The sequence below is a fragment of the Vibrio sp. Vb0349 genome (genome assembly GCF_033338975.1).
Map to the genome: position 1 here is coordinate 1 of NZ_JAWOTS010000038.1, position 21,106 is coordinate 21,106.

Here is a 21,106-nt window from a genome sequence, read left to right on the forward strand (position 1 = left end):
ACAACACTTGTATGATCACTCTTTGGAACGGTAACCCAATTACTGTTACTCCACCAAACTTCGTTGAGCTAGAAGTTGTAGACACAGACCCAGGCCTGAAAGGTGATACTCAAGGTACTGGCGGTAAACCAGCGACGCTATCAACTGGCGCTGTTGTTCGTGTTCCTCTGTTCATCTCAATTGGTGAAGTGATTCGCGTAGATACTCGTACTGCTGAATACGTAGGTCGTGTGAAGTAAGCACTTTATATGATTGTTAGAAAGGTCGCTTCGGCGGCCTTTTTTATTGCCTGTGATTCTTCTCTTTTAATCCCTCTGCGTAAAACATCGATATCCTCCGCAAATTTTTGATGATTTTGTATTATTCGTAAAAATCTTATTTATTCCATGAATCTGTCGATTATTCCTTAATGTAACATTTTGATACATTAGTACTTGTCGCTGAGTTGCATAGCAATCTGATTTTTATCGATTTAACTCAGTAACAATCCAAAAAGGAGAACAAAATGGAAAGCAGAGGTTTAGGAAGGGGTTTAAAGGTGGAAGAAAGACGTCAGTTACTACATAAAGGATTAAAAGCAGCCGTATTTGGCGTACCGCTGTTGGCAATAGGCTTAACGATTAATAGCTCGGTGCTGATGACCGATGCGGGTTACAGCTACGTGCATCAGAATAATATTACTGGTGAGTTGGATGTGTTTACTGAACCTGGCATTCATTTTCGCATGCCATTTCTGTCCAAAATCACCAAGTATGACCAAGTGATCACCGTGTCATTCGGTAACAGCAAGGGCGAAGATTTTTATCAACGCCTTGATGCGATTCAGGTTCGATTTGCCGACACCTATATTGGTCAGATCCCCGTAACATTCCGCTTTAAGCTCAGTAATGATCCTGAAGCGGTGAAGAAGATGCACAAAGAGTTCCGCAACAACAGTAACTTGATCGATGCGCTGCTTGTAAAGAACGCACGTAACGTAACGGTGATTACCGCGACCCAATACACGGGTGAAGAGTTTTTCCAAGGTGGTTTGAACCAGTTCAAATCGAAACTTGGCGATCAGTTACGAGAGGGGATTTATCTGACAGAGCGACGTCAGGTTGAAGTGGAAGAGTTGGATCTTGCGCCTGTTGGGGCGAATCAAGCCAATCCGAACCAATTACAGCGCACCAATCAACTGGTATGGAAAACTGTGCCAGTCGTAGACAAAACCGGGCAACCAATTCGTCAAGACAATCCGTTACAACAATACGGTATTCAAGTGACGCAGGTGACCATTGGTGACCCGCAGCCAGAAAAGCAATTAGATCAGTTATTGGCAGATAAAAAGCGTCTAGTGGCGGATCGTATTCGCGCGATTCAGGAACAAGAAACGTCGAAAGCACAGGCAGAGACCGAGCAGTTACGCAAAGAGATTCAACGAACACGTGAGGTGCAAGACGCTCAGCGTGGTAAAGAACTCGCAATTATTGCTCAGCAAAAAGAAGTGGAAGTTGCACGTCAGATTGCAGAGCGTGAAATCGTTGAAGTGGAAAAAACCAAACGACTTGCTGAAGTCGAGAAGGAGAAAGAGCTAGCTATCGCAGAGGCTAACTTAGCGATTCAAAAAGCGAACGCACTTTCTGCTGAGTTTGAAGCGAAAGCGATATTAGCGAAAGGTCGCGCAGAATCTGAAGTCCTTAAAGGTAAGTATGCGGCGTTAGGAGCAAACCGTGAAGTTTACTTGGCAGAATTGAATCGAGACGTAGCGAACTCGCTGTACAACAATTTGCAAAACTTCCAAGTTCAGATGCCACAAAATTACATTGGTGGAAGTGACGAAACGGGCTTGAAAACAAACCTAGATGTGATTACTGGCTTTGGTGCTCTGGGTCTTATGGACCAGACAAAGAAGGTCGCACAGCAATAAGATCATGGGTGGTCAAAAGCTTAAAAAGCAAAAAGATCATAGGTAACCCAAAGCAATAAAAAAGCTGGCATTTAGCCAGCTTTTTCTTTTTTGGTCAGTCTCTTAAATCATGAAGATAAAGATAACTGCTAGTGCAGTGATGAGGCCTGCAAATGCATAACATGCAATTTTACCAATCACACCAGTGTGGAATTTAAGGTCGTGCATGCCGTGGTGTACACGGTGCATTGCATGCCACATTGGCAATGCTAGCGTGCCAATGATGAATAGCGCACCGATGATGCTGGTTGCGAAGGCAGAGACACGCTCGTAGCTCATCGCTTCTGCGTCAATCACGCCTAGTGGTACCAAGATACCTAGCACAAGAACGGTGATTGGCGTGATCATCGCGAACCAAGTACCACCTGCGCCAAACAGACCCCACCAGATTGGCTCATCAGAACGTTTTGGTGATGTGTTTACACTATAATTCGGTTTCATTGCTCAGCTCCTTACACCACGATGAGAACGATCAGTGAGATGAACGCAACCGCGGCCCACTGAGTCAATACGATGATCTTCTTGTCCACTGGTTTGCCCTTCAAACGAATTGGCATTACTTGTGGCATCATGCTGAAGAAAGTTTGAGCGTGGAATAGGCTACCGAGTAGTGCAACGATGTTGATTGCGACTACGATTGGGTTCGCCATGAACGCTAACCAACCTTGCCATGCTTCAGGACCTTTCACCAAGCAACCTAAACCGAAAGTTAGGAACAGAGTGAATAGGATTAACGGAAGCACCGTCGCTTCACGTAGCATGTAGAAGCGGTAGAAAGGATGGTTCTTCCACCAAGTGCGTTTTACTTCACGAACGTAAGGTTTACGATTGCTCATCCTTATGCCTCCACTTTCTTTGGTGAACCATCAGGTTTCAACATAGCAATCACGAAGTCCATAGAAGACTCCACTTTGCCTTGGTTTACTGCCGCTGCTGGGTCAACGTTCTTCGGACAAACTTCAGAACAGTAACCAACAAACGTACAACCCCAAGCACCGTTTTCACCGTTGATAAGCTTCATGCGCTCATCTTTACCGTGGTCACGGCTGTCTAGGTTGTAGCGGTGGGCTAGCGTTAGTGCAGCAGGACCGATGAACTCTGGGTTAAGACCAAACTGAGGACATGCTGCATAGCATAGACCACAGTTGATACAGCCAGCGAATTGCTTGTATTTCGCCATCTGTTCTGGCGTTTGCAAGTTCGTGCCGTCTTCTGGTTTACGATCGTTACCAATGATGTATGGTTTGATTGCTTCTAGGCGCTCGATGAATGGCGTCATATCAACAATCAAGTCTTTCTCGATTGGGAAGTTCGCTAGAGGCTCGATAGTCACACCGTCTGGGTAGTCACGTAGGAAGCTCTTACAAGCAAGTTTCGGTACGTTGTTCACCATGATGCCGCAAGAACCACAGATCGCCATACGGCAAGACCAACGGTAAGACAGATCTTTGTCTAGGTGGTCTTTGATGTAACCAAGTGCGTCAAGTACAGACATGGTTTCATCGAATGGGACTTCGAATGTTTGCTTGTATGGTTCTGCATCTTTTTCTGGGTCGTAACGCAGGATGTCTACTTTTTGAATGCGATTTGCTGACATTATGCTTGCTCCTCTGCGTTCTTCTCTTCAGCCGCTGCTTTTTCTGCTGCTTCACCGTATAGACGAGCTTTTGGCTGTGACTTAGTGATGGTCACATTGCTGTAATCGATACTTGGTGCTGACTCTGGCTTGTAGAAAGCAAGTGAGTGTTTTAGGAAGTTTACGTCATCACGTTCTGTACAACCGTCGTCTAGACGCTGGTGCGCGCCGCGCGATTCTTTACGTAGAATCGCAGAGTGAACCATCGCTTCTGCGACTTCTAGGCCGTAACCCACTTCGATTGCGTACAGAAGGTCAGTGTTGAACACTTTACCTTTGTCTTTGATGCTGATGCGTTTGTAGCGTTCTTTCAACTCAGTGATTTTGTCGATAGTCGCTTGCATCAAATCTTCTTGGCGGTAGATACCACAGCCTGCTTCCATGGTGTGGCCCATTTCTGTGCGTATTTCTGCCCAGTTTTCGTCGCCTTCTTGGTTCATCAGTTTCGCGATGCGCTCTTCAACGGCTTTGACTTGCGTGTCAATTGCCGCGTCGTTCCAACCTTTGAATTCTGCTGCGCGTTTCACTGCGTTTTCACCCGCTACGCGGCCAAATACCACGAACTCAGCCAGTGAGTTAGACCCTAAACGGTTTGCACCGTGAAGACCAACAGACGCACATTCACCCACCGCGAATAGGCCTTTAATGCGAGTTTCACATCCGCCGTCCGTTTCAATACCACCCATGGTGTAGTGAACGGTTGGACGAATTGGAATTGGCTCTTTTGCAGGGTCCACGTTTACGTAAGCTTTTGCTAGCTCACAGATGAACGGTAGACGCTCTTGTAGGTACTCTTCACCAAGATGGCGAAGGTCTAGGTGCACCACGTCACCCAGTGGGTGTTTGATGGTGTTGCCTTTCTGTTGTTCGTGCCAGAAAGCTTGAGAAACTTTGTCACGAGGACCCAGTTCCATGTATTTGTTCTTCGGTTGGCCAACTGGAGTTTCAGGACCCATGCCGTAATCTTGTAGGTAACGGTAGCCATTCTTGTTAACGATGATACCGCCTTCACCACGACAACCTTCCGTCATCAGGATACCTGTACCAGGAAGACCGGTTGGGTGGTATTGAACGAATTCCATATCACGTAGAGGAACGCCGTGACGGTAAGCCATTGCCATACCATCGCCCGTTACGATACCGCCGTTGGTGTTACAGTGGTAAACACGGCCCGCGCCACCTGTTGCTAGAACAACCGATTTTGCTTTGATAGTAACAAGCTCGCCTTCAGACATGTGAATAGCAATCAGACCTTGAACTTCGCCTTCATCAACAAGCAGATCCACCACAAAGTACTCATCAAAACGTTTGATGTTGCTGTACTTCATTGATGTCTGGAATAGCGTATGAAGCATGTGGAAGCCAGTTTTGTCTGCAGCGAACCAAGTACGTTCAACCTTCATACCACCAAAGCGGCGTACGTTGACTTCACCGTTCTCTTTACGACTCCATGGGCAACCCCATTGCTCCATTTGGATCATTTCGCGAGTCGCGTTCTCTACAAAGTATTCAACAACATCCTGTTCACATAGCCAGTCACCACCGCCAACAGTGTCGTTGAAGTGGTTGTCTAAGCTATCTTCATCCTTGATAACTGCTGCTGAGCCACCCTCTGCAGCGACCGTGTGGGAGCGCATTGGATAAACTTTAGAAATCAGAGCGACTTCTAAGTCTGGGTTTGCTTCAGCCGCTGCAATAGCAGTACGAAGACCAGCGCCGCCTGCGCCGATGACTGCGATATCTGTGGTGATAATTTGCACAGTTATCCTCCAGTGTGTGATTGCGGAAATCCGCTTGTTATTGTCATTACGAGGCGCTCTTTAAAAAGAACTCCCCAAAAGTAGTAGGGTTAGTGTAGATGAGCCACATGGCAGAAAAATTGATGTAATTGGGTTTTTGCTTCGGTAATGCACTTAAGGGCATAGAATTTATAGGTTATGTGACTGCTATCACGGCATCGAGGTTTTGGCCCTCAAGCATTAACATTAGGGATGTTAAGCCTGTGTTGCGTGACATTAACCGCATGGATAATAGGATTTTAACTGAGTATTTTTTGTTCTGCGGCACGAGTAATTCTTGCCTCAAATTGGCGAGCACATTAGTAAAAAGAAGAAGGGATATTCCTCTCTTCTTGAAGAGTAAAAAGCATGTAGAATGAGCCTTTCCTCGCTGAATTAAAGTTTGAGAGACTTGTTATGCAAACCAACTGGCAACCTACTGCTTCCATTGACCAACTTCGTCAACGTGCGACGTTAATCGCGTCGATTCGACAATTCTTCGCTGACCGACAGGTGATGGAAGTCGATACGCCAGCCATGAGTCACGCAACCGTGACTGACATCCATTTGCATACTTTCCAAACCGAGTTTGTTGGCCCAGGCTATGCCGATGGCAGTAAGCTGTTTTTTATGACCAGCCCAGAATTCCATATGAAGCGCCTTTTGGCTGCGGGCAGCGGTTGTATTTATCAAATCAACAAAGCATTTCGTAATGAAGAGAATGGTCGCTACCACAACCCTGAATTCACGATGTTGGAGTGGTATCGCGTTGGCTTTGACCATCATAAATTGATGGATGAAATGGATGACCTGTTGCAGCTGGTATTGAAGTGTGGCGCAGCGCAGCGCATGACGTATAAGCAAGCCTTCATTGATGTGTTGGGTGTGTGTCCACTGGAAGGCTCGATGACTGAGCTGAAAGCGGCGGCAAGCAAGCTGGGTTTGAGTGACATTGCTGAGCCAGAAGAAGATCGCGATACGCTGCTGCAACTACTATTTAGCGTGGGAGTAGAAAACAAAATTGGTCAGGACGTGCCGGCTTTTGTGTACGACTTCCCTGCATCACAGGCGGCGCTTGCGAAAATCAATCCTCAAGATCATCGCGTCGCGGATCGTTTTGAAGTGTACTTTAAGGGGATAGAGCTGGCGAACGGATTTCATGAACTGGATAACCCGAAAGAGCAATTAGCGCGCTTTGAACAAGATAACGCAAAGCGTATCGAAATGGGTTTAAAACCACAGCCGATCGATTATCATCTGATCTCTGCACTGGAAGCAGGGTTGCCAGATTGTGCAGGGGTCGCGTTGGGTATCGATCGTTTGATCATGCTGGCGCTAGGCTGTGACCACATTGATCAAGTGACGGCCTTTCCATTTCCAATTGCATAAGGACGTCCAATGAACCTGACGGCTGCACGTTTCGTTATCTTTAGCTACGCCATATTGATCGCTTTTTTATCTCTGAGTTCAGGTGAACTGCAAGACTGGGGCAATATCGCGTATCTCGACAAAATGCAGCACGCTATGGCGTACAGCGGCTTTGCGTTTTTAGGTTGTTTTTGTGTGTGGCGTTGGCGTCAACGTTGGGCGGTGGCGATTAGTATTTTGCTATTCAGCGCCGTTATTGAGTGGTTGCAAGGGTATGTAGGGCGACAAACTTCTTGGTTAGACCTTGTCGCCAACTCAACTGGCATCTTAACTGGTCTGTTATGTTACCGTATTTGGAGCCTCTATCGACCTAGGTTGGTGAAGTCGCTATACTCGATTCGTTAATGAAGAGGGAACACGATAACAATGAAAACGCGCGACAAAATCGTCTACGCGGCACTGGAGTTGTTCAACCAACATGGTGAGCGAAACATCACCACCAATCACATTGCCGATCACATCGAAATTAGCCCTGGTAATCTGTATTACCACTTCCGCAATAAGCAAGAAATCGTTCGTGAGATCTTTGCGCTTTATTCAGCAGAACTTTTAGAAAGATTTACCCCTATTCAAGGTTCGCAAGAGAGCCTGACTATGCTGAAGAGCTACCTAGACTCTATTTTTACCTTGATGTGGAAATACCGCTTTTTCTACGCAAACCTACCAGAAATCTTGTCACGAGATGAACAGCTACACGAGCAGTACATCGATGTGCAAGAGAAGCTGCAAGCGAACCTCATTGCTATTATGCAAGAGTTCGTAACGATGAAGCTGTTGAATGTCGATCAACAACAGTTGAAGTCATTGGTATGTACATTACACTTGATTGCGTGTAGTTGGTTGGCGTATCAATCCGCGATGGCTTCAAAAACCAACATTACCGAGCAAATGGTGAAGCAAGGGATGCTGCAGATGCTTAATGTCGTTAAGCCATTAGCAACTGAGCAGGGCTTAGAGCAGCTACTGTTATTAGAAGATGCGGTTAGCAATCTACACAGTTAAACGTCAAACTGCTTAATATTTCGAGAGTCACTCTCATTTTCGAGTCGTGGCTCGAGTTGACTTGTCAAATATGCCGCGCACAATAGTCCCATACGCTAAAAACCCTTGCAGGGATAAGATTCTCGATAAAGGAACTATCGCCCCATGAAGTACGACATTTTTAATGGTGATGCTGATGGCATCATTGCTCTTCTGCAATTACGTTTGGCTGATCCTGTCGATGCCCAGTTAATAACCGGTGTAAAGCGCGACATCAAACTGGTGGAAAAAGTAGACGTGCAAGCGGGTGATGAGCTGACTGTGTTAGACATTTCTATGGAAAAGAACATGGCAGGTCTAGAGCAAGCTTTGGCTCAAGGCGCTCACGTCTTTTACGCCGACCATCACAAAGCGGGTGACATTCCTCAGCATGGTAATTTGTATGCGCACATCGATCTCGATGCCAACATGTGCACGGCGTTGATTGTCGATAAGTTGCTTGATGGGCGTTTTCATGACTGGGCGATTACGGCGGCTTATGGCGATAACATGATTGCTAAAGCCGATGAGTTAGCGAATAACGCGGGCTTGTCGCAGCAACAGAAAGAGCAGCTAAAAGAGCTGGGTACTTTAATTAACTACAACGGCTACGGCTCGAAAGTCGAAGATTTACACTTTCATCCTGCGGAGCTGTACCGAGCTTTGCTGAAGTACATGTCACCATTTGAAGCTATTGAAGATACGGCCTCGCCATACTACCAATTGCAATCGGCTTACCAACAAGACATTGAGGCGGCTCTCGCAGTGCCTGCCATGCATGAGAGCGGTAAGCTAAAGTTGTTTGAGTTACCAAACACGGCGGCATCACGCCGAATCAGTGGTGTTTATGGCAACTGGCTGGCAAACCAAAACCCTGACTCTGCGCATGCGGTACTTACTGAAAATGCAGATGGGACTTATACGGTTTCACTTCGTGCCCCGTTAAACAATAAACAAGGTGCCGTGGCCGTGTGTGGTCAGTTCCCGACAGGTGGGGGGCGAGAGGCGGCGGCAGGAATCAACGCGTTAAGCAAAGATGATGTGAATGCTTTTATTGATGCGGTAGAAACCTACTACGCATAGCATTTTCCAAAATATGAATACAAAAAAGGAGCCGAGTGGCTCCTTTTTTATTATAAGTCTATGAGTCAGATAATCAGCGTTTTAACCAAGATTTCGGATTCTGCGCTTCACTATTACGACGAATTTCAAAGTACAGCGATGGTCTGTCTTGACCACCTGTATCACCCGCGAGAGCAATCACTTCGCCGGCGGTGACTCGGTCGCCTTCTTTTTTAGTTAACGCTTGGTTGTAACCATAGAGGGTCATGTCACCTTTTCCGTGGTCGAGCAGTACCACTAAACCGTATCCGCGCAGATACTCAGCAAATACGACAGTACCAGGATAAACGGCTTTCACTTGTTGACCATAGTTGGCAGACAACACCATGCCCTTCCAGTTTACCTGCCCGGTTTGTCGCGTACCAAAGTTGTGTAACACACTGCCTTTGAGTGGCCAAGGCAACTTACCGCGCTGTTTGCCGAGTCCGTCCATTGGCACCGCATTACGCTTCGCTGCTTTGGCGATCTCTGCTTTTAAACGGGTTTCGTTGCGTTGCAGCTCGGCTAAGTAGCGTTTGTCATTCTTGATACTGCTCTGAATTTTATTCAGGGTTTGCTTACGCTTGGATTGTGTACTCGCTAGCGCTGTACGTTTTTCGGATTGCTGCTTGAGCAGAGTCTCGATTTGCTCTTTTTCTAGCTCGAGCTGGTTTTTGTTGTGCGCTAATTCTTGGGTTATTTTGGTGATCGCATCAATCACTTCAGCACGTGCTTTAGCTAAATGCTGGAAGTATTGGCTCATGCGGTCTTCTTCCACACCTTGATTTAACAAGTGACCATTGGCCTTCGCTCGCTCGGTTACGTAATACGTTTGCAGCAGCTGTTTGAGTTCTTCTTCTTGCTCTTGACGCTGTGCTTCTTGCAAGGCAATTTTCTCTTCCAGGTTTTCTATGTTTTTGTCTGCTTGTGCGAGGTTAGACTTGGTTTGTCGTATTTCACGCTCAAGCTTAGAAATACCAAGCTCTTGATCTTTTAGTGATTTCTGTAACTCATTGAGCTGCTTTTCTTGGGAAGAGAGCGATTTGCGCTGACGGCTTATCTCACTGGATACGCCTTTGAGCTCTTGCTGACTCACAGCAGAGGAGGTAATGGGATAAGTGGCAGATAAAGCACAAGTTAATAAAATAGCCGAGCGTAGAACAGGGTGATTTTGTTTTCGCACTTGAGAGTTACCTACCACGTTGTTGTCAAAAAGGTTTGTTGACGATTAAATACCATCTCCATGGATAAAGCTTTGCGACTTGCCGTTAAAGCCTTGATCCATATCGAGAGAGGGTTTGTCTGTTTTTGGTCGACCAACGATTTTCGCGGGTACGCCTGCCACGGTCGTGTGCGGTGGCACCGCTTGCAATACTACGGAGCAAGAGCCGATTTTCGCCCCTTCGCCCACTTCGATATTACCAAGAATTTTGGCACCTGCACCAATCATCACGCCTTCACGGATTTTCGGGTGACGATCGCCGCACTCTTTACCAGTACCACCAAGGGTGACATCTTGCAGTATAGACACGTCGTTTTCGACCACGGCAGTTTCACCAATCACGATGCCTGTTGCATGGTCGAGCATGATACCACTACCAATGCGTGCTGCAGGGTGAATATCGACCTGACATGCTACCGAAATCTGATTTTGTAGGTAAGTCGCAAGAGCGTGACGACCTTGCTTCCACAGCCAGTTTGCTACTCGGTAGCCTTGCAGTGCGTGATAGCCTTTTAGGTACAGCAATGGCATTGAGTACATTGAAACAGCAGGGTCGCGATTGACCGTGGCACAAATATCACAAGCCGCGCCGTCAGTGATGGTTGGATCAGCCGCAAAGGCTTCTTCAACCACTTCACGCACAGCCATCGCTGGCATGGAAGCGGTGTTCAATTTGTTAGCCAGAATATAACTCAGAGCGGCACACAAACTTTCATGCTTGATAATGGTGGCATGATAGAAGCTCGCCAGCATAGGCTCTTGTTCTGACATTTCACGGGCTTCTGAGACAATTTTGTTCCAGACTTTTTGTTTTTCGCAGTGTTTCATTCTCAATATCCAGAGTGGTTCTTCCGTGACCCGACAACTTCAATTTTTCTCAGATGAGCTGCAAAGGGCGGTAGAGTGCTACTTTCCTTCGGCTTTTTTGTCACGAGCAAGTAAATCTTGCGCTGCTAAGCGCGCATCTTTTCCTTGATACAATACTTGATAAATTTGATCAACTATCGGCATCTCAACACCCATACGTTGAGAGAGTAGCCATACTTCTTTTGTATTGCGGTAACCCTCAACCACTTGGCCAATTTCTTCTTGAGCCGTATCAACGTCTTTACCTTGGCCTAATGCCAAGCCAAAGCGTCGGTTACGTGATTGGTTATCGGTACATGTCAGGACAAGATCGCCTAAACCTGCCATGCCCATAAAGGTTTCTGGCTGTGCACCCAGCGCAGCACCAAGGCGACTCATTTCAGCCAAGCCACGAGTAATTAATGCAGTACGGGCGTTGGCGCCAAAACCAATACCATCAGACATACCCGCACCAATCGCAATAACGTTTTTCACAGCGCCGCCCAATTGCATACCAATAAAGTCACTATTGGCATATACGCGGAAGGTTTTGCTACAGTGGATTTTTTCTTGTAGATCCGCAACAAATTCAGAATCTGGAGACGCAACTGAAATTGCAGTCGGCATACCCATTGCGAGCTCTTTCGCAAACGTTGGGCCAGACAATACTGCTAGTGAGTAGTTTTCACCGATAATGTCATAAGCAACGTCTTTCAGTAGGCGCCCCGTTTCAGGTTCAAGCCCTTTGGTTGCCCAACAGATGCGAGAGTCTTCGCGCAAGAATGGTTTACAGCTGTTTAGCACGATGCCAAAGACATGGCTTGGAACCACAACCAACAAATCTCGGCTTGCTTGAACGGCTTTTTCTAAATCCGATTCAATGATCAAGCTTTCAGGGAAATCAACACCTGGTAAGAAGGCATGGTTAGCTCGGTCTGCTTCTAGGCGAGCCATGTGCTCTGGCTCGTGTCCCCAAAGGACAACGTTCGCGCCGTTACGAGCGAGTGAGATTGCCAAAGAGGTGCCGTATGAGCCTGCGCCAATCACAGTCATTGCGATGTCTTTACCGTAAGCATTGTTTGTATTTGCTTGTGTCATGCTACCGCCTAATTGTCTTGCTACTAGTAGAATCTAGTTCCTAATCGTCAAATTTTACGCCTTCTGGCGATTAGGAACTAGGAACTTTTGTCAGAAATAAAAAATGCACATTGCATCGAATGGTAGACGCTCTGTGCATTTTATTTGAGTCGGTGACGTCAGCACTGTGGCTATTCGTCACTTATAAAACGTGAATTACGCTTCAGCTTCGCCTTGTTGAGCTTGCTGTTGTAGGTAGTTCATGAATAGCGCGTCAAAGTTTACTGGCGCTAGGTTCAGTTGAGGGAACGTACCTTTAACGACTAGGCTTGAGATAGTTTCACGAGCGTATGGGAATAGGATGTTCGGGCAGAATGCGCCTAGGCAATGTGCAAGTTGACCAGCTTCCATTTGTTCAGCAGTGAAGATACCACCTTGTTGAACTTCACATAGGAACGCAGTCTCTTCTTCGTTCTTCACAGTAACGGTTAGGCGTAGAACAACTTCGTAAACGCCTTCACCAAGCTCACGGCTTTGAGTGTCTAGGTCTAGTTTAACGTCTGGGTTCCACTCTTTCTGGAAAATTACTGGAGAGTTCGGCGCTTCAAAAGAAACGTCTTTTAGGAAGATGCGTTGAATTGCGAAGTTTTGTTGTGCGTCTTGAGGTGCTGCTTCAGCCATTTTTTAATCCTTAAATCAATATTTGTTGAGCCTAGAAACGTCTAAGCTCAGAAAACTGGTATGTCCTGAGACTAACTGAGCCAATCTACCTTGACTAGATGAAGCGTGTATTACGTGCAAAGCGTCACAACTTAGTGCTCCAACTGCTTTCAATTTGCTCAGTTTTTTGTCCGCGAGGCTTGGTAAAAGCGCGTTTAAACGCGAACTTTCGTTCTTGCCACGTTCCTACTTCTTACCGCGAACTAACGGCAGGTTCGCTTCGTTCCACGCAATCAAACCATTTTTTAGTAGGCTCACGTTTTCGAAGCCAGCTTTTACTAGTAGGTTTGCGCTTTCTTGAGCGGTCTGTCCTGTCTTACATACAACAATGATTGGGTCTGATTTGTGGTTTTCAAGGCTACCCAAGTTACCCGCTTTGATGTCTGACGGTAAAATGTGAAGTGAGTCGGTGATATGACCTTTTTTGAACTCGTCTTTGGTACGGATATCCACTACAACGCCGTTTTCACGGTTCATAAGATGAGTCAGTTGGTTTACGTTGATTTCTTTGTATGCGGCTGTCGCTGATTTCACGATGTTCATGATAAAGGCGACAAGAAGACCTACCCAAACCAAAGATAGAATCATGTTCTGTTGGAAAAATTCAATGTACTCTTGCATGTCTTGAGCTCTTACGCTGTTGGCGGAAAAATAAAGCAGGAGTATAGCGAGGTTACGGCTCTTAGGCGAGAGGGTTAAAATTTTCTAACGAATAATTGAGATCTCTATAAACCCTTTATGCCCTTACTATCCGTACATTTTGCTCTGGTAGCTTGATTGCTTTTGCCTATTGGACTTATCGGTTTAAGTGACTTCTGTTTTACTGAGAAAAGAGAACAATAGGTATTAACCCATCTTGTTTGATGTTGCTTTAAATTAGCGCTGTTTCAAGTGCAAAAATAAGAATGAGAAGCGTAAGAAAACCGAACTTAGACTGGGGTGTACAAAGCGTATTAGAAATGACTATGCTTGTGGAACACGATTGTCGGCACTGACTCGTTGTTCGCTTAACTTGTAAGATAGCAACAATAAATCGCAAACATTATTTGATCTTAACCTACAGTTTTGGTTAAAAAGTGTAGTAAAATTACGCTAGTTTTGTTTCAAGGTTAGATAGGGCAGCGAGGCCCTACGCCAAAAGTTACTTAAATTTGATGAGGTCATCACTATGTCAGCTAAGAAGCCACTGGCTCTAGTTATCCTTGACGGTTACGGTTACCGTGAAGACACAGCAAGTAACGCAATTGCGAATGCGAAAACACCAGTAATGGATGCTCTGATTGCGAATAACCCACACACATTAATCTCTGCTTCAGGCATGGATGTTGGCCTTCCTGATGGTCAAATGGGTAACTCTGAAGTTGGTCACACTAACATTGGTGCAGGCCGCGTTGTATACCAAGACCTGACTCGTATCACTAAATCAATTGCGGATGGTGAGTTCGAACAAACGCCTGCGCTAGTTGAAGCAATCGACTCTGCTGTGAAAGCTGAAAAAGCAGTACACATCATGGGCCTGATGTCTCCAGGCGGTGTTCACTCTCACGAAGACCACATTTACGCTGCAGTTGAAATGGCAGCGGCTCGTGGCGCAGAGAAAATCTACCTACATTGCTTCCTAGACGGCCGTGACACACCACCACGTAGTGCTGAAAACTCACTACAACGTTTCCAAGACCTATTTGCGAAACTAGGTAAAGGCCGCGTTGCTTCTCTAGTAGGTCGTTACTACGCAATGGACCGTGACAACAATTGGGATCGCGTCCAAGTTGCTTACGATCTTCTAACTCAAGCTAAAGCTGAGTTCACAGCAGAAACGGCAGTTGCAGGTCTAGAAGCGGCTTACGCTCGTGAAGAAAACGACGAATTCGTTAAAGCAACAGCTATCAAAGCAGAAGGTCAAGAAGACGCAATCATGCAAGATGGTGATGCGGTTATCTTCATGAACTACCGTGCTGACCGTGCACGTCAAATCACTCGTGCATTCGTTCCTGCATTTGACGGCTTTGAGCGTGCAGTATTCCCAACAATCAACTTTGTGATGCTGACTCAATACGCGGCTGATATCCCTCTAGCTATCGCATTCCCACCTGCGTCTCTAGAAAACACTTACGGTGAGTGGCTATCTAAACAAGGTCAAACTCAGCTACGTATCTCTGAAACAGAGAAATACGCACACGTGACTTTCTTCTTCAACGGTGGTGTTGAGAACGAATTCGAAGGCGAAGAGCGTCAATTGGTTGCTTCACCAAAAGTTGCAACGTACGACATGCAGCCTGAAATGAGCTCTCCAGAACTAACAGATAAGATGGTTGCGGCTATCAAGTCTGGTAAGTTCGATACCATCATCTGTAACTACCCGAACGCAGATATGGTTGGTCACACTGGCGTTTATGAAGCGGCTGAGAAAGCAATCGAAGCTCTAGATGAAAGTGTGGGTAAAGTGGTTGAAGCAATCAAAGAAGTTGGCGGTCAACTATTGATCACTGCGGACCACGGTAATGCAGAAATGATGATCGACCCTGAAACTGGCGGCATCCACACTGCTCATACTAACCTACCAGTACCTCTAATCTATGTAGGTGACAAAGCGGTTGAATTCAAAGAAGGCGGTAAACTGTCTGACCTTGCACCAACCATGCTTTCTCTAGCTGGTCTAGAAATCCCAGCAGAAATGACGGGTGAAGTACTAGTTAAATAATTAACTAACGGCTCCGAATGACAAAAGCCCGAGTTTAAACTCGGGCTTTTTTGTATCTGGCAGTAAGGGCTGGTCTGTAAGGTTACTGAACCAAAATGCCAGCACCAATCACAGCTAGGGCTGCGCCCAACCATGCAAATCGGTTTGGTCGGCGTTTAGTGTAAATCCAGAGCAGTGGTAGCAACATAATTGGCGTGGTTGAAGATAGAAGTGCAACCATACCTACATTTCCTTCTTGGAGTGCGTATAAGATTAGCGTCATGCCGACGGCCATCGCCAAGAAACCATTAAGGGCAGTAATACCAAATACGCGCCAAGTAATGTGTTGCGTCGAGCGAGCGACTTTGACTCCTAGAACTAACAACATGCTGTGGGCGAAAAAGGCACTGATCATTCGAATAGCAGAAGCCGCAACTGGGTCAATACTGGTTTGCATTACTGGCTTGGCGATAATGCCTCCCAATGCTTGGCACATTGCTGCGGTTAAGCCAAGTCCAATACCTACCCAGATGTTACCTTTAATGTCTTCCAAGACGTTATTCACTTGACCTCTTCGGCCAAAGAATATCGCCATCACCACGCCGCTAAATACCAATGATGCGCCCAGTAGTTCTATTGTGGTCATGACTTCGCTAAATAAGAAGTAGCCCAAGATGGCAGAGAACACGGCGTGGCAAGAGAAGAGTAACCCGGCTTGTCTTGGCCCCATACGATTCAAACACGCGAATAGAGCGGTATCGCCAATAAAAATACCAATCAGTCCTGAGGCCATCATTGGCGTTACATGTTCCCAAGAAACCGTTAACCAGCCGCCAGTTATCCAGGCCATTGTTGATAAGATCACGGCTGTGCAGCCCATACGCCAGCGGCTGTAAGAAAATGCGCCTAGGTGTTGTGCAGGAATGACCGAAATTAGGCTAGAAACTGCCCACAGAAAAGCGGCGCATAAAGCAAGCCATTCGTAACCCATGATGTGTCGACGTCCTTGTAGAGTAGAGGAGTCTTAATATGCACGAAATTTATGGGATGTAAAAGCCGCTCTGTAAGGGCAGTAGCTGGAGAGCAGCTCCATGACAACACGCTTTTTCATGGAGCTCTTCGATTAAAACAGTACCAAAACTGCGCCATACACGATAATTAGACCAATCAAACCGAGAACCAGGCCTACTTTCGCCATGTCTTTGCTCTCGATGAGGCCTGTTGAATAAGCCAAAGAGTTTGGTGGTGTGGAAACCGGTAAGATCATGCCAAGTGATGCGGAGAAGGCGACGACAACCAGTAAACCTTGTAGGCCACCAACCGCAATAAGGCTTGGCATGGATGTACCAATAGCGGCAGCAATAGGCATCAATAAGTTTGCCGTTGCGGTATTAGACATAAAGTTCGCCATTAACCAGCACACTACCGATAGGGCTAAAACAACGGCAAATGGTGATAGCAGGCTGTAATCAATAGCGTGCGCTAATGCTTCGGCTAAGCCTGTTTTGTCTAAGGCAATACCAATTGCTATACCACCGGCAACCAGCCATAAAACATCCCAGTTAATTAGCTTGAGCTCTTCTTTTCCCATAATGCCCGTTAACGTGAACACTGCTAGTGGGATAATCGCGACAACATATGTATTCATGCCATGCACTTTCGTTGTCATCCAAAGCAAAATGGTTAGTGCAAAAGTGATGTAGACGACGATCGCACGCCAGCTCTTTTTGAATGTACCATCTAGCTTTAGTTTCATTTCTGGTTCGCTAGACGGAAACAGCTTTTGCAACAAGAACCAAGCTACAGTGAGTTGTACCAACACAAAGGGTAGACCCATTGTCATCCACGATAGGAAGTCTATCGCGTTTTCTCCAGTGAGATATTGAAGCGCTATCGCATTAGGTGGCGTGCCTATCGGAGTCGCAATGCCGCCTGTATTCGCTGCAATTGGAATACACAACACCAGTGCTTTAATGCCTAAATCCCCTTTAGGTGCTGAAGCGACGATGGGGCCAAGCAGGGCTAGCATCATCACGGTCGTGGCAGTATTGGACATAAACATTGAAAAAACGGCGGTAATTAACATCAAGCCCAGCATGATGAACTTAGGTTGGGTGCCGAATGGTTTTAATAGAACTCGGGCGAGGTTGTTGTCGAGCTCGTATTTGGAAGCCGCAATCGCAAGAGCAAAACCACCCATAAAAAGAATAATGATCGGTGAAGAGAAGGCCGAGAAAATATCGGTGTAAGCAATTAACTCTCCTAAATCATGCCCCGCTGGTGGATTGCGAAATAGATGCAAACCTTTATCCGATATCATGATCAGTTCAAGAGCGATAATAAGAATGGACGTAGCAAAAACGGGAACCGGCTCGAGAACCCAAAGTAGGGCAGCAAGAAGAAAAATAGCCAACAGGCGATGCTGAATTAAAGTGAGATCGTCAATAGGAATAGCATCAATCGGCATCATCAAAACACCGAGCGGAATTAAAAAGCACACCAGCAATTTCGCCAACGTGTTTACACTCATCTTTGGCATTGGCTGCCCCTCTAAATATTCATTCTAAGCGCAGGATAATTGATTGTGGAATGAGGGTCTTAGAGGCAGGTATGAGTTTGAGAAATAGAGGCTAAATTTCGAACGGAGTTTTGCTTTTTATCAATAAAAAGAGCCCTTAATAAAGGGCTCTTTAACGGTGTTTTACTTATTTTTTCAAGGCGTAAGGTGTGCCCATAACGGTTGGCTTACCGTTTTCCATGCTTGCGTCAAACTCAATCGCGTCTTTGGCAAACAGGTTAATAACAGTAGAACCCAGTTTGAAGCGGCCCATCTCTTCGCCTTTTTTCAAGATCACGGCCTTGTCACCCTCTGCTGGGTAATCCCATTTGTAGACAGTGTTTCCACGAGGCGGAGTGATCGTGCCAGCCCATACTTGCTCAATGCTACCAACAATTGTCGCACCAACAAGCACCTGTGCCATTGGACCAAACTCAGTATCGAAGATACACACCACACGCTCGTTACGTGCAAATAGGTTCGGTACGTTTTCTGCTGTCAGAGGGTTTACTGAGAACAGGTCACCTGGTACGTAAATCATTTGGCGCAGAGTGCCGTCACATGGCATGTGTACACGGTGGTAATCGCGCGGAGATAGGTACAATGTTGCAAAAGAACCATCATTAAATTCGTCAGCTAAATTCGCGTCACCGCCCAGCAATTCTTGTGCTGAGAAGTGATGACCTTTTGCTTGGATAAGTTGACCATCTTCAATAGGGCCAAACTGGCTAACACAAGCGTCGGCTGGATGAGTGATGACGTTTTCGCCTTCAGAAATTGGGCGTGCGCCTTCTTTTAGCTCACGAACGAAAAACTCGTTGAACGTTTTAAAATGTTTAGGATCTGAGTGCTTTGCCTCATCCATATTCACATTGTATTGTTTGATAAACCAACGAATAACTGCTGTTGTTAGACCGCCAGCTTTTGCTGAAGCCAGTTTACCCATTAGGCGAGTGAGGCCGTGTTGTGGGATCCAGTACTGCAGTCCAACTTTAAACTTGTCCATCTTTAATTCCGATACTTCTGTTAGATTCGCGCTTTAGGGCGCGTGATGTTACTGAAATTTAATTTGCTTGTCAGTATTAGGTGAAGAGTTTTTACACAGTTACAGCCTTAACTCAATTACAGATCGGCTTTTTTATTACGTGAATACTGACGATTTGCTTTGTTTTCAACCATGCTTTCCAAAATGCGATGATAGTTTTCAAAGCGAGTTTCGTTAATTTCCCCGTTCTCGACAGCTTCGCGTAGAAGGCAGCCTGGGTCATCATTGTGTTTACAATCTCGGAACTTGCAACCGCCTAAATATGGTCGAAATTCAACGAATGCTTTTGTTACTTCTTCTGCTTCCAAATGCCAAAGACCAAATTCACGTACTCCAGGTGAGTCGATCAAATCGCCACCCGTTGGAATGTGGTATAAACGTGCAGCCGTCGTGGTGTGTTGGCCCAAGCCAGAGTTCTCAGAGACTTCGCCTTCTTCCACTTCGCTCTCTAGTTCCGGCATTAACGCGTTGACTAAGCTGGATTTCCCTACGCCTGATTGACCAACAAAGATATTAATTCGGTCACGCAGCAGGGTTTCTAGTTCAGCAATGCCTTCTCCAGACTTCTTGCTGACCAGAAGCACTTTATAGCCAATGCGTTCATATTCTTTGAGCCATTCTTCATACATTGCACGATCATCGGCTTCTAGAAGGTCGACTTTATTTAAGACCAACAATGGCGCAATATTCAGTGTTTCTGATGCAACGAGATAGCGGTCAATAATATTTAGCGATAGCTCTGGTAATACCGAAGAGACAATGACCATTTGATCAATATTGGCTGCAACGGGTTTTAGGCCATCGTAATAATCTGGACGAGTGAGCACTGAAGAGCGAGGTTCTACCGCTTCAACAACACCAGAGATGCCCGCCATAGACTCCAATCCTTCGCGCCATAAAACACGATCGCCAGATACTAGAGACTCAATACCACGGCGGAGGTTACAGCGTTGAATTTCGCCTGTTTCAAGGTCTTCAATGTCCGCGTGCTGACCAAAACGAGTGATCACGAGACCTTGCTTGCTGGCGCCTAGCATGTTTTCATCCCACTGGATGGAATCTTCTTGCTTCTTCAAACGCTTTTGTTGGTTGCTACGTACGCGTCGCACCTGACCTTTGGTTAACTTTTTCTTCTTTGCCACAATTCTGTACTTTATGTGAATTTACTCAAATGGTTGAGCCGTACTCTTGGCTCCGTGTATGAGTATCGTGTTTCTCGTATTTTGAGGTATAGTACCTCTTTTATCGATAAACAAATAGGCGGCGTAACCATGTCCTTTAGCGATCAAAACCTAATTTGGGTTGATTTAGAGATGACAGGGCTTGATCCTGAAACGCACAAAATCATCGAAATTGCTTCTATTGTCACGGATAGCGAACTAAATATTTTGGCTGAAGGTCCAGTGTTAGCGATTCATCAGCCGGAAGAAGAACTGGCGAAAATGGACGACTGGTGTACTAATACGCATACGGCAAGCGGTTTGGTGGAGCGCGTTCGAAACAGTCAAATCTCAGAACAAGACGCAGTCGCACAAACCATTGAATTTTTAGAAAAATGGGTGCCAAAAGGGGCGTCGCCAATATGTGGTAACAGCATTGGGCAGGATCGTCGCTTTTTATACAAGCATATGCCTGAGTTGGAAGAGTTCTTCCATTACCGATATGTTGACGTTAGTACTCTTAAAGAACTAGCACGTCGCTGGCAACCTGAGGTGCTAAATGGGTTCACAAAACAGGGAACACATTTGGCCTTGGACGACATTCGTGAGTCCATCGCAGAACTTAAGTACTATCGAGGTACTATTTTCAAGATTTAACTGTTAAGGTTGCGATCCAAATTGTTGTAATTTATATCGCTTTTGATTGCTTTTTCGTCGTTCAGTAAAAAAATAAAGTTTTTTTGAAGGAAGGACTTGCATCACAAAAAAATGCTCTTATAATTCGCAGCCCTAAACAGCGGAAACGTTGTTGATGCGACACTAGCTCAGTTGGTAGAGCGCAACCTTGCCAAGGTTGAGGTCACGAGTTCGAACCTCGTGTGTCGCTCC

Annotated in this window: 20 protein-coding genes, 1 tRNA gene and 1 pseudogene; 9 read left to right on the forward strand and 13 right to left on the reverse strand. The window is 46.0% G+C overall.

Annotated elements, in window-relative coordinates:
• Positions 1-239, forward strand: a pseudogene (locus R7Q47_RS21505) (elongation factor P); the annotation flags it as partial.
• A gap of 266 nt (positions 240-505) precedes the next feature.
• Positions 506-1,909, forward strand: a complete 1,404-nt coding sequence (locus tag R7Q47_RS21510) for an SPFH domain-containing protein (protein ID WP_005386397.1) — start codon at positions 506-508, stop codon at positions 1,907-1,909.
• A gap of 102 nt (positions 1,910-2,011) precedes the next feature.
• Here R7Q47_RS21510 and frdD read toward each other — a convergent pair whose 3' ends face one another.
• From frdD to frdA, 4 genes are read right to left on the reverse strand one after another with little or no spacing between them, the layout of a single operon-like run.
• Positions 2,012-2,389, reverse strand: a complete 378-nt coding sequence (gene frdD / locus R7Q47_RS21515; RefSeq protein WP_005381493.1) for a fumarate reductase subunit FrdD — start codon at positions 2,387-2,389, stop codon at positions 2,012-2,014.
• An 11-nt stretch (positions 2,390-2,400) separates the two neighbouring features.
• Entirely contained in the window at positions 2,401-2,784 is a 384-nt protein-coding gene (gene frdC / locus R7Q47_RS21520; RefSeq protein ID WP_005381491.1) for a fumarate reductase subunit FrdC, read from the reverse strand.
• A 2-nt stretch (positions 2,785-2,786) separates the two neighbouring features.
• The gene (locus tag R7Q47_RS21525) at positions 2,787-3,545 is read right to left on the reverse strand and encodes a succinate dehydrogenase/fumarate reductase iron-sulfur subunit (RefSeq protein ID WP_213874971.1); all 759 of its coding nucleotides are present in this window, start codon (positions 3,543-3,545) and stop codon (positions 2,787-2,789) included.
• Positions 3,545-5,344 (reverse strand): fumarate reductase (quinol) flavoprotein subunit, encoded by a 1,800-nt coding sequence (gene frdA / locus R7Q47_RS21530; protein ID WP_054575300.1) that lies wholly within the window; start codon positions 5,342-5,344, stop codon positions 3,545-3,547. Before frdA ends, R7Q47_RS21525 begins: the two co-directional genes overlap by 1 nt.
• A gap of 435 nt (positions 5,345-5,779) precedes the next feature.
• On the opposite strand from frdA, the gene epmA reads away from it, so the two are divergent.
• The 4 genes from epmA (at position 5,780) to R7Q47_RS21550 (ending at position 8,893) form a co-directional block, all read left to right on the forward strand.
• Complete coding sequence (epmA, locus tag R7Q47_RS21535) at positions 5,780-6,751, forward strand: elongation factor P--(R)-beta-lysine ligase (RefSeq protein WP_047104264.1); 972 nt, start codon at positions 5,780-5,782, stop codon at positions 6,749-6,751.
• Positions 6,752-6,760: 9 nt separating this feature from the next.
• Positions 6,761-7,135, forward strand: a complete 375-nt coding sequence (locus R7Q47_RS21540) for a VanZ family protein (protein ID WP_017635567.1) — start codon at positions 6,761-6,763, stop codon at positions 7,133-7,135.
• Positions 7,136-7,156: 21 nt separating this feature from the next.
• Positions 7,157-7,792: a TetR/AcrR family transcriptional regulator gene (locus R7Q47_RS21545; protein ID WP_005381480.1), complete on the forward strand. Its 636-nt coding sequence runs from the start codon at positions 7,157-7,159 to the stop codon at positions 7,790-7,792.
• Between the two features lie 144 nt (positions 7,793-7,936).
• Positions 7,937-8,893 carry a DHH family phosphoesterase gene (locus tag R7Q47_RS21550; RefSeq protein WP_318089373.1) on the forward strand — a complete coding sequence of 319 codons (957 nt, stop codon included), beginning with the start codon at positions 7,937-7,939 and terminating at the stop codon, positions 8,891-8,893.
• A gap of 73 nt (positions 8,894-8,966) precedes the next feature.
• Here R7Q47_RS21550 and R7Q47_RS21555 read toward each other — a convergent pair whose 3' ends face one another.
• From R7Q47_RS21555 to R7Q47_RS21575, 5 genes are all read right to left on the reverse strand, one after another.
• Entirely contained in the window at positions 8,967-10,112 is a 1,146-nt protein-coding gene (locus R7Q47_RS21555) for a murein hydrolase activator EnvC family protein (RefSeq protein ID WP_005381476.1), read from the reverse strand.
• A 27-nt stretch (positions 10,113-10,139) separates the two neighbouring features.
• Positions 10,140-10,961, reverse strand: a complete 822-nt coding sequence (gene cysE, locus R7Q47_RS21560) for a serine O-acetyltransferase (RefSeq protein WP_005381475.1) — start codon at positions 10,959-10,961, stop codon at positions 10,140-10,142.
• A gap of 78 nt (positions 10,962-11,039) precedes the next feature.
• Positions 11,040-12,077 carry an NAD(P)H-dependent glycerol-3-phosphate dehydrogenase gene (gpsA, locus tag R7Q47_RS21565; RefSeq protein ID WP_005381474.1) on the reverse strand — a complete coding sequence of 346 codons (1,038 nt, stop codon included), beginning with the start codon at positions 12,075-12,077 and terminating at the stop codon, positions 11,040-11,042.
• Positions 12,078-12,272: 195 nt separating this feature from the next.
• Entirely contained in the window at positions 12,273-12,737 is a 465-nt protein-coding gene (secB, locus tag R7Q47_RS21570) for a protein-export chaperone SecB (RefSeq protein WP_005386410.1), read from the reverse strand.
• A gap of 225 nt (positions 12,738-12,962) precedes the next feature.
• Positions 12,963-13,397: a rhodanese-like domain-containing protein gene (locus R7Q47_RS21575; RefSeq protein WP_005386415.1), complete on the reverse strand. Its 435-nt coding sequence runs from the start codon at positions 13,395-13,397 to the stop codon at positions 12,963-12,965.
• A 547-nt stretch (positions 13,398-13,944) separates the two neighbouring features.
• Here R7Q47_RS21575 and gpmM point away from each other — a divergent pair.
• Positions 13,945-15,477 carry a 2,3-bisphosphoglycerate-independent phosphoglycerate mutase gene (gene gpmM, locus R7Q47_RS21580; RefSeq protein ID WP_136977015.1) on the forward strand — a complete coding sequence of 511 codons (1,533 nt, stop codon included), beginning with the start codon at positions 13,945-13,947 and terminating at the stop codon, positions 15,475-15,477.
• Between the two features lie 82 nt (positions 15,478-15,559).
• Here gpmM and R7Q47_RS21585 read toward each other — a convergent pair whose 3' ends face one another.
• The 4 genes from R7Q47_RS21585 to rsgA all read right to left on the reverse strand — a co-directional run bounded on the left by R7Q47_RS21585 (position 15,560) and on the right by rsgA (position 20,200).
• Entirely contained in the window at positions 15,560-16,447 is an 888-nt protein-coding gene (locus R7Q47_RS21585) for a DMT family transporter (protein WP_005381469.1), read from the reverse strand.
• Between the two features lie 132 nt (positions 16,448-16,579).
• Complete coding sequence (locus tag R7Q47_RS21590; RefSeq protein ID WP_318089374.1) at positions 16,580-17,995, reverse strand: SLC13 family permease; 1,416 nt, start codon at positions 17,993-17,995, stop codon at positions 16,580-16,582.
• A gap of 166 nt (positions 17,996-18,161) precedes the next feature.
• Positions 18,162-19,019: an archaetidylserine decarboxylase gene (gene asd, locus R7Q47_RS21595; protein ID WP_176311188.1), complete on the reverse strand. Its 858-nt coding sequence runs from the start codon at positions 19,017-19,019 to the stop codon at positions 18,162-18,164.
• A gap of 116 nt (positions 19,020-19,135) precedes the next feature.
• Complete coding sequence (gene rsgA, locus R7Q47_RS21600) at positions 19,136-20,200, reverse strand: small ribosomal subunit biogenesis GTPase RsgA (protein WP_005386419.1); 1,065 nt, start codon at positions 20,198-20,200, stop codon at positions 19,136-19,138.
• A gap of 129 nt (positions 20,201-20,329) precedes the next feature.
• Here rsgA and orn point away from each other — a divergent pair, with 129 nt between their 5' ends.
• Together orn and R7Q47_RS21610 are read left to right on the forward strand one after the other, a co-directional pair.
• Complete coding sequence (gene orn / locus R7Q47_RS21605) at positions 20,330-20,875, forward strand: oligoribonuclease (protein WP_017635574.1); 546 nt, start codon at positions 20,330-20,332, stop codon at positions 20,873-20,875.
• 156 nt (positions 20,876-21,031) lie between these two features.
• Positions 21,032-21,104 (forward strand) — tRNA-Gly (locus tag R7Q47_RS21610).
• Positions 21,105-21,106: the final 2 nt, after the last annotated feature.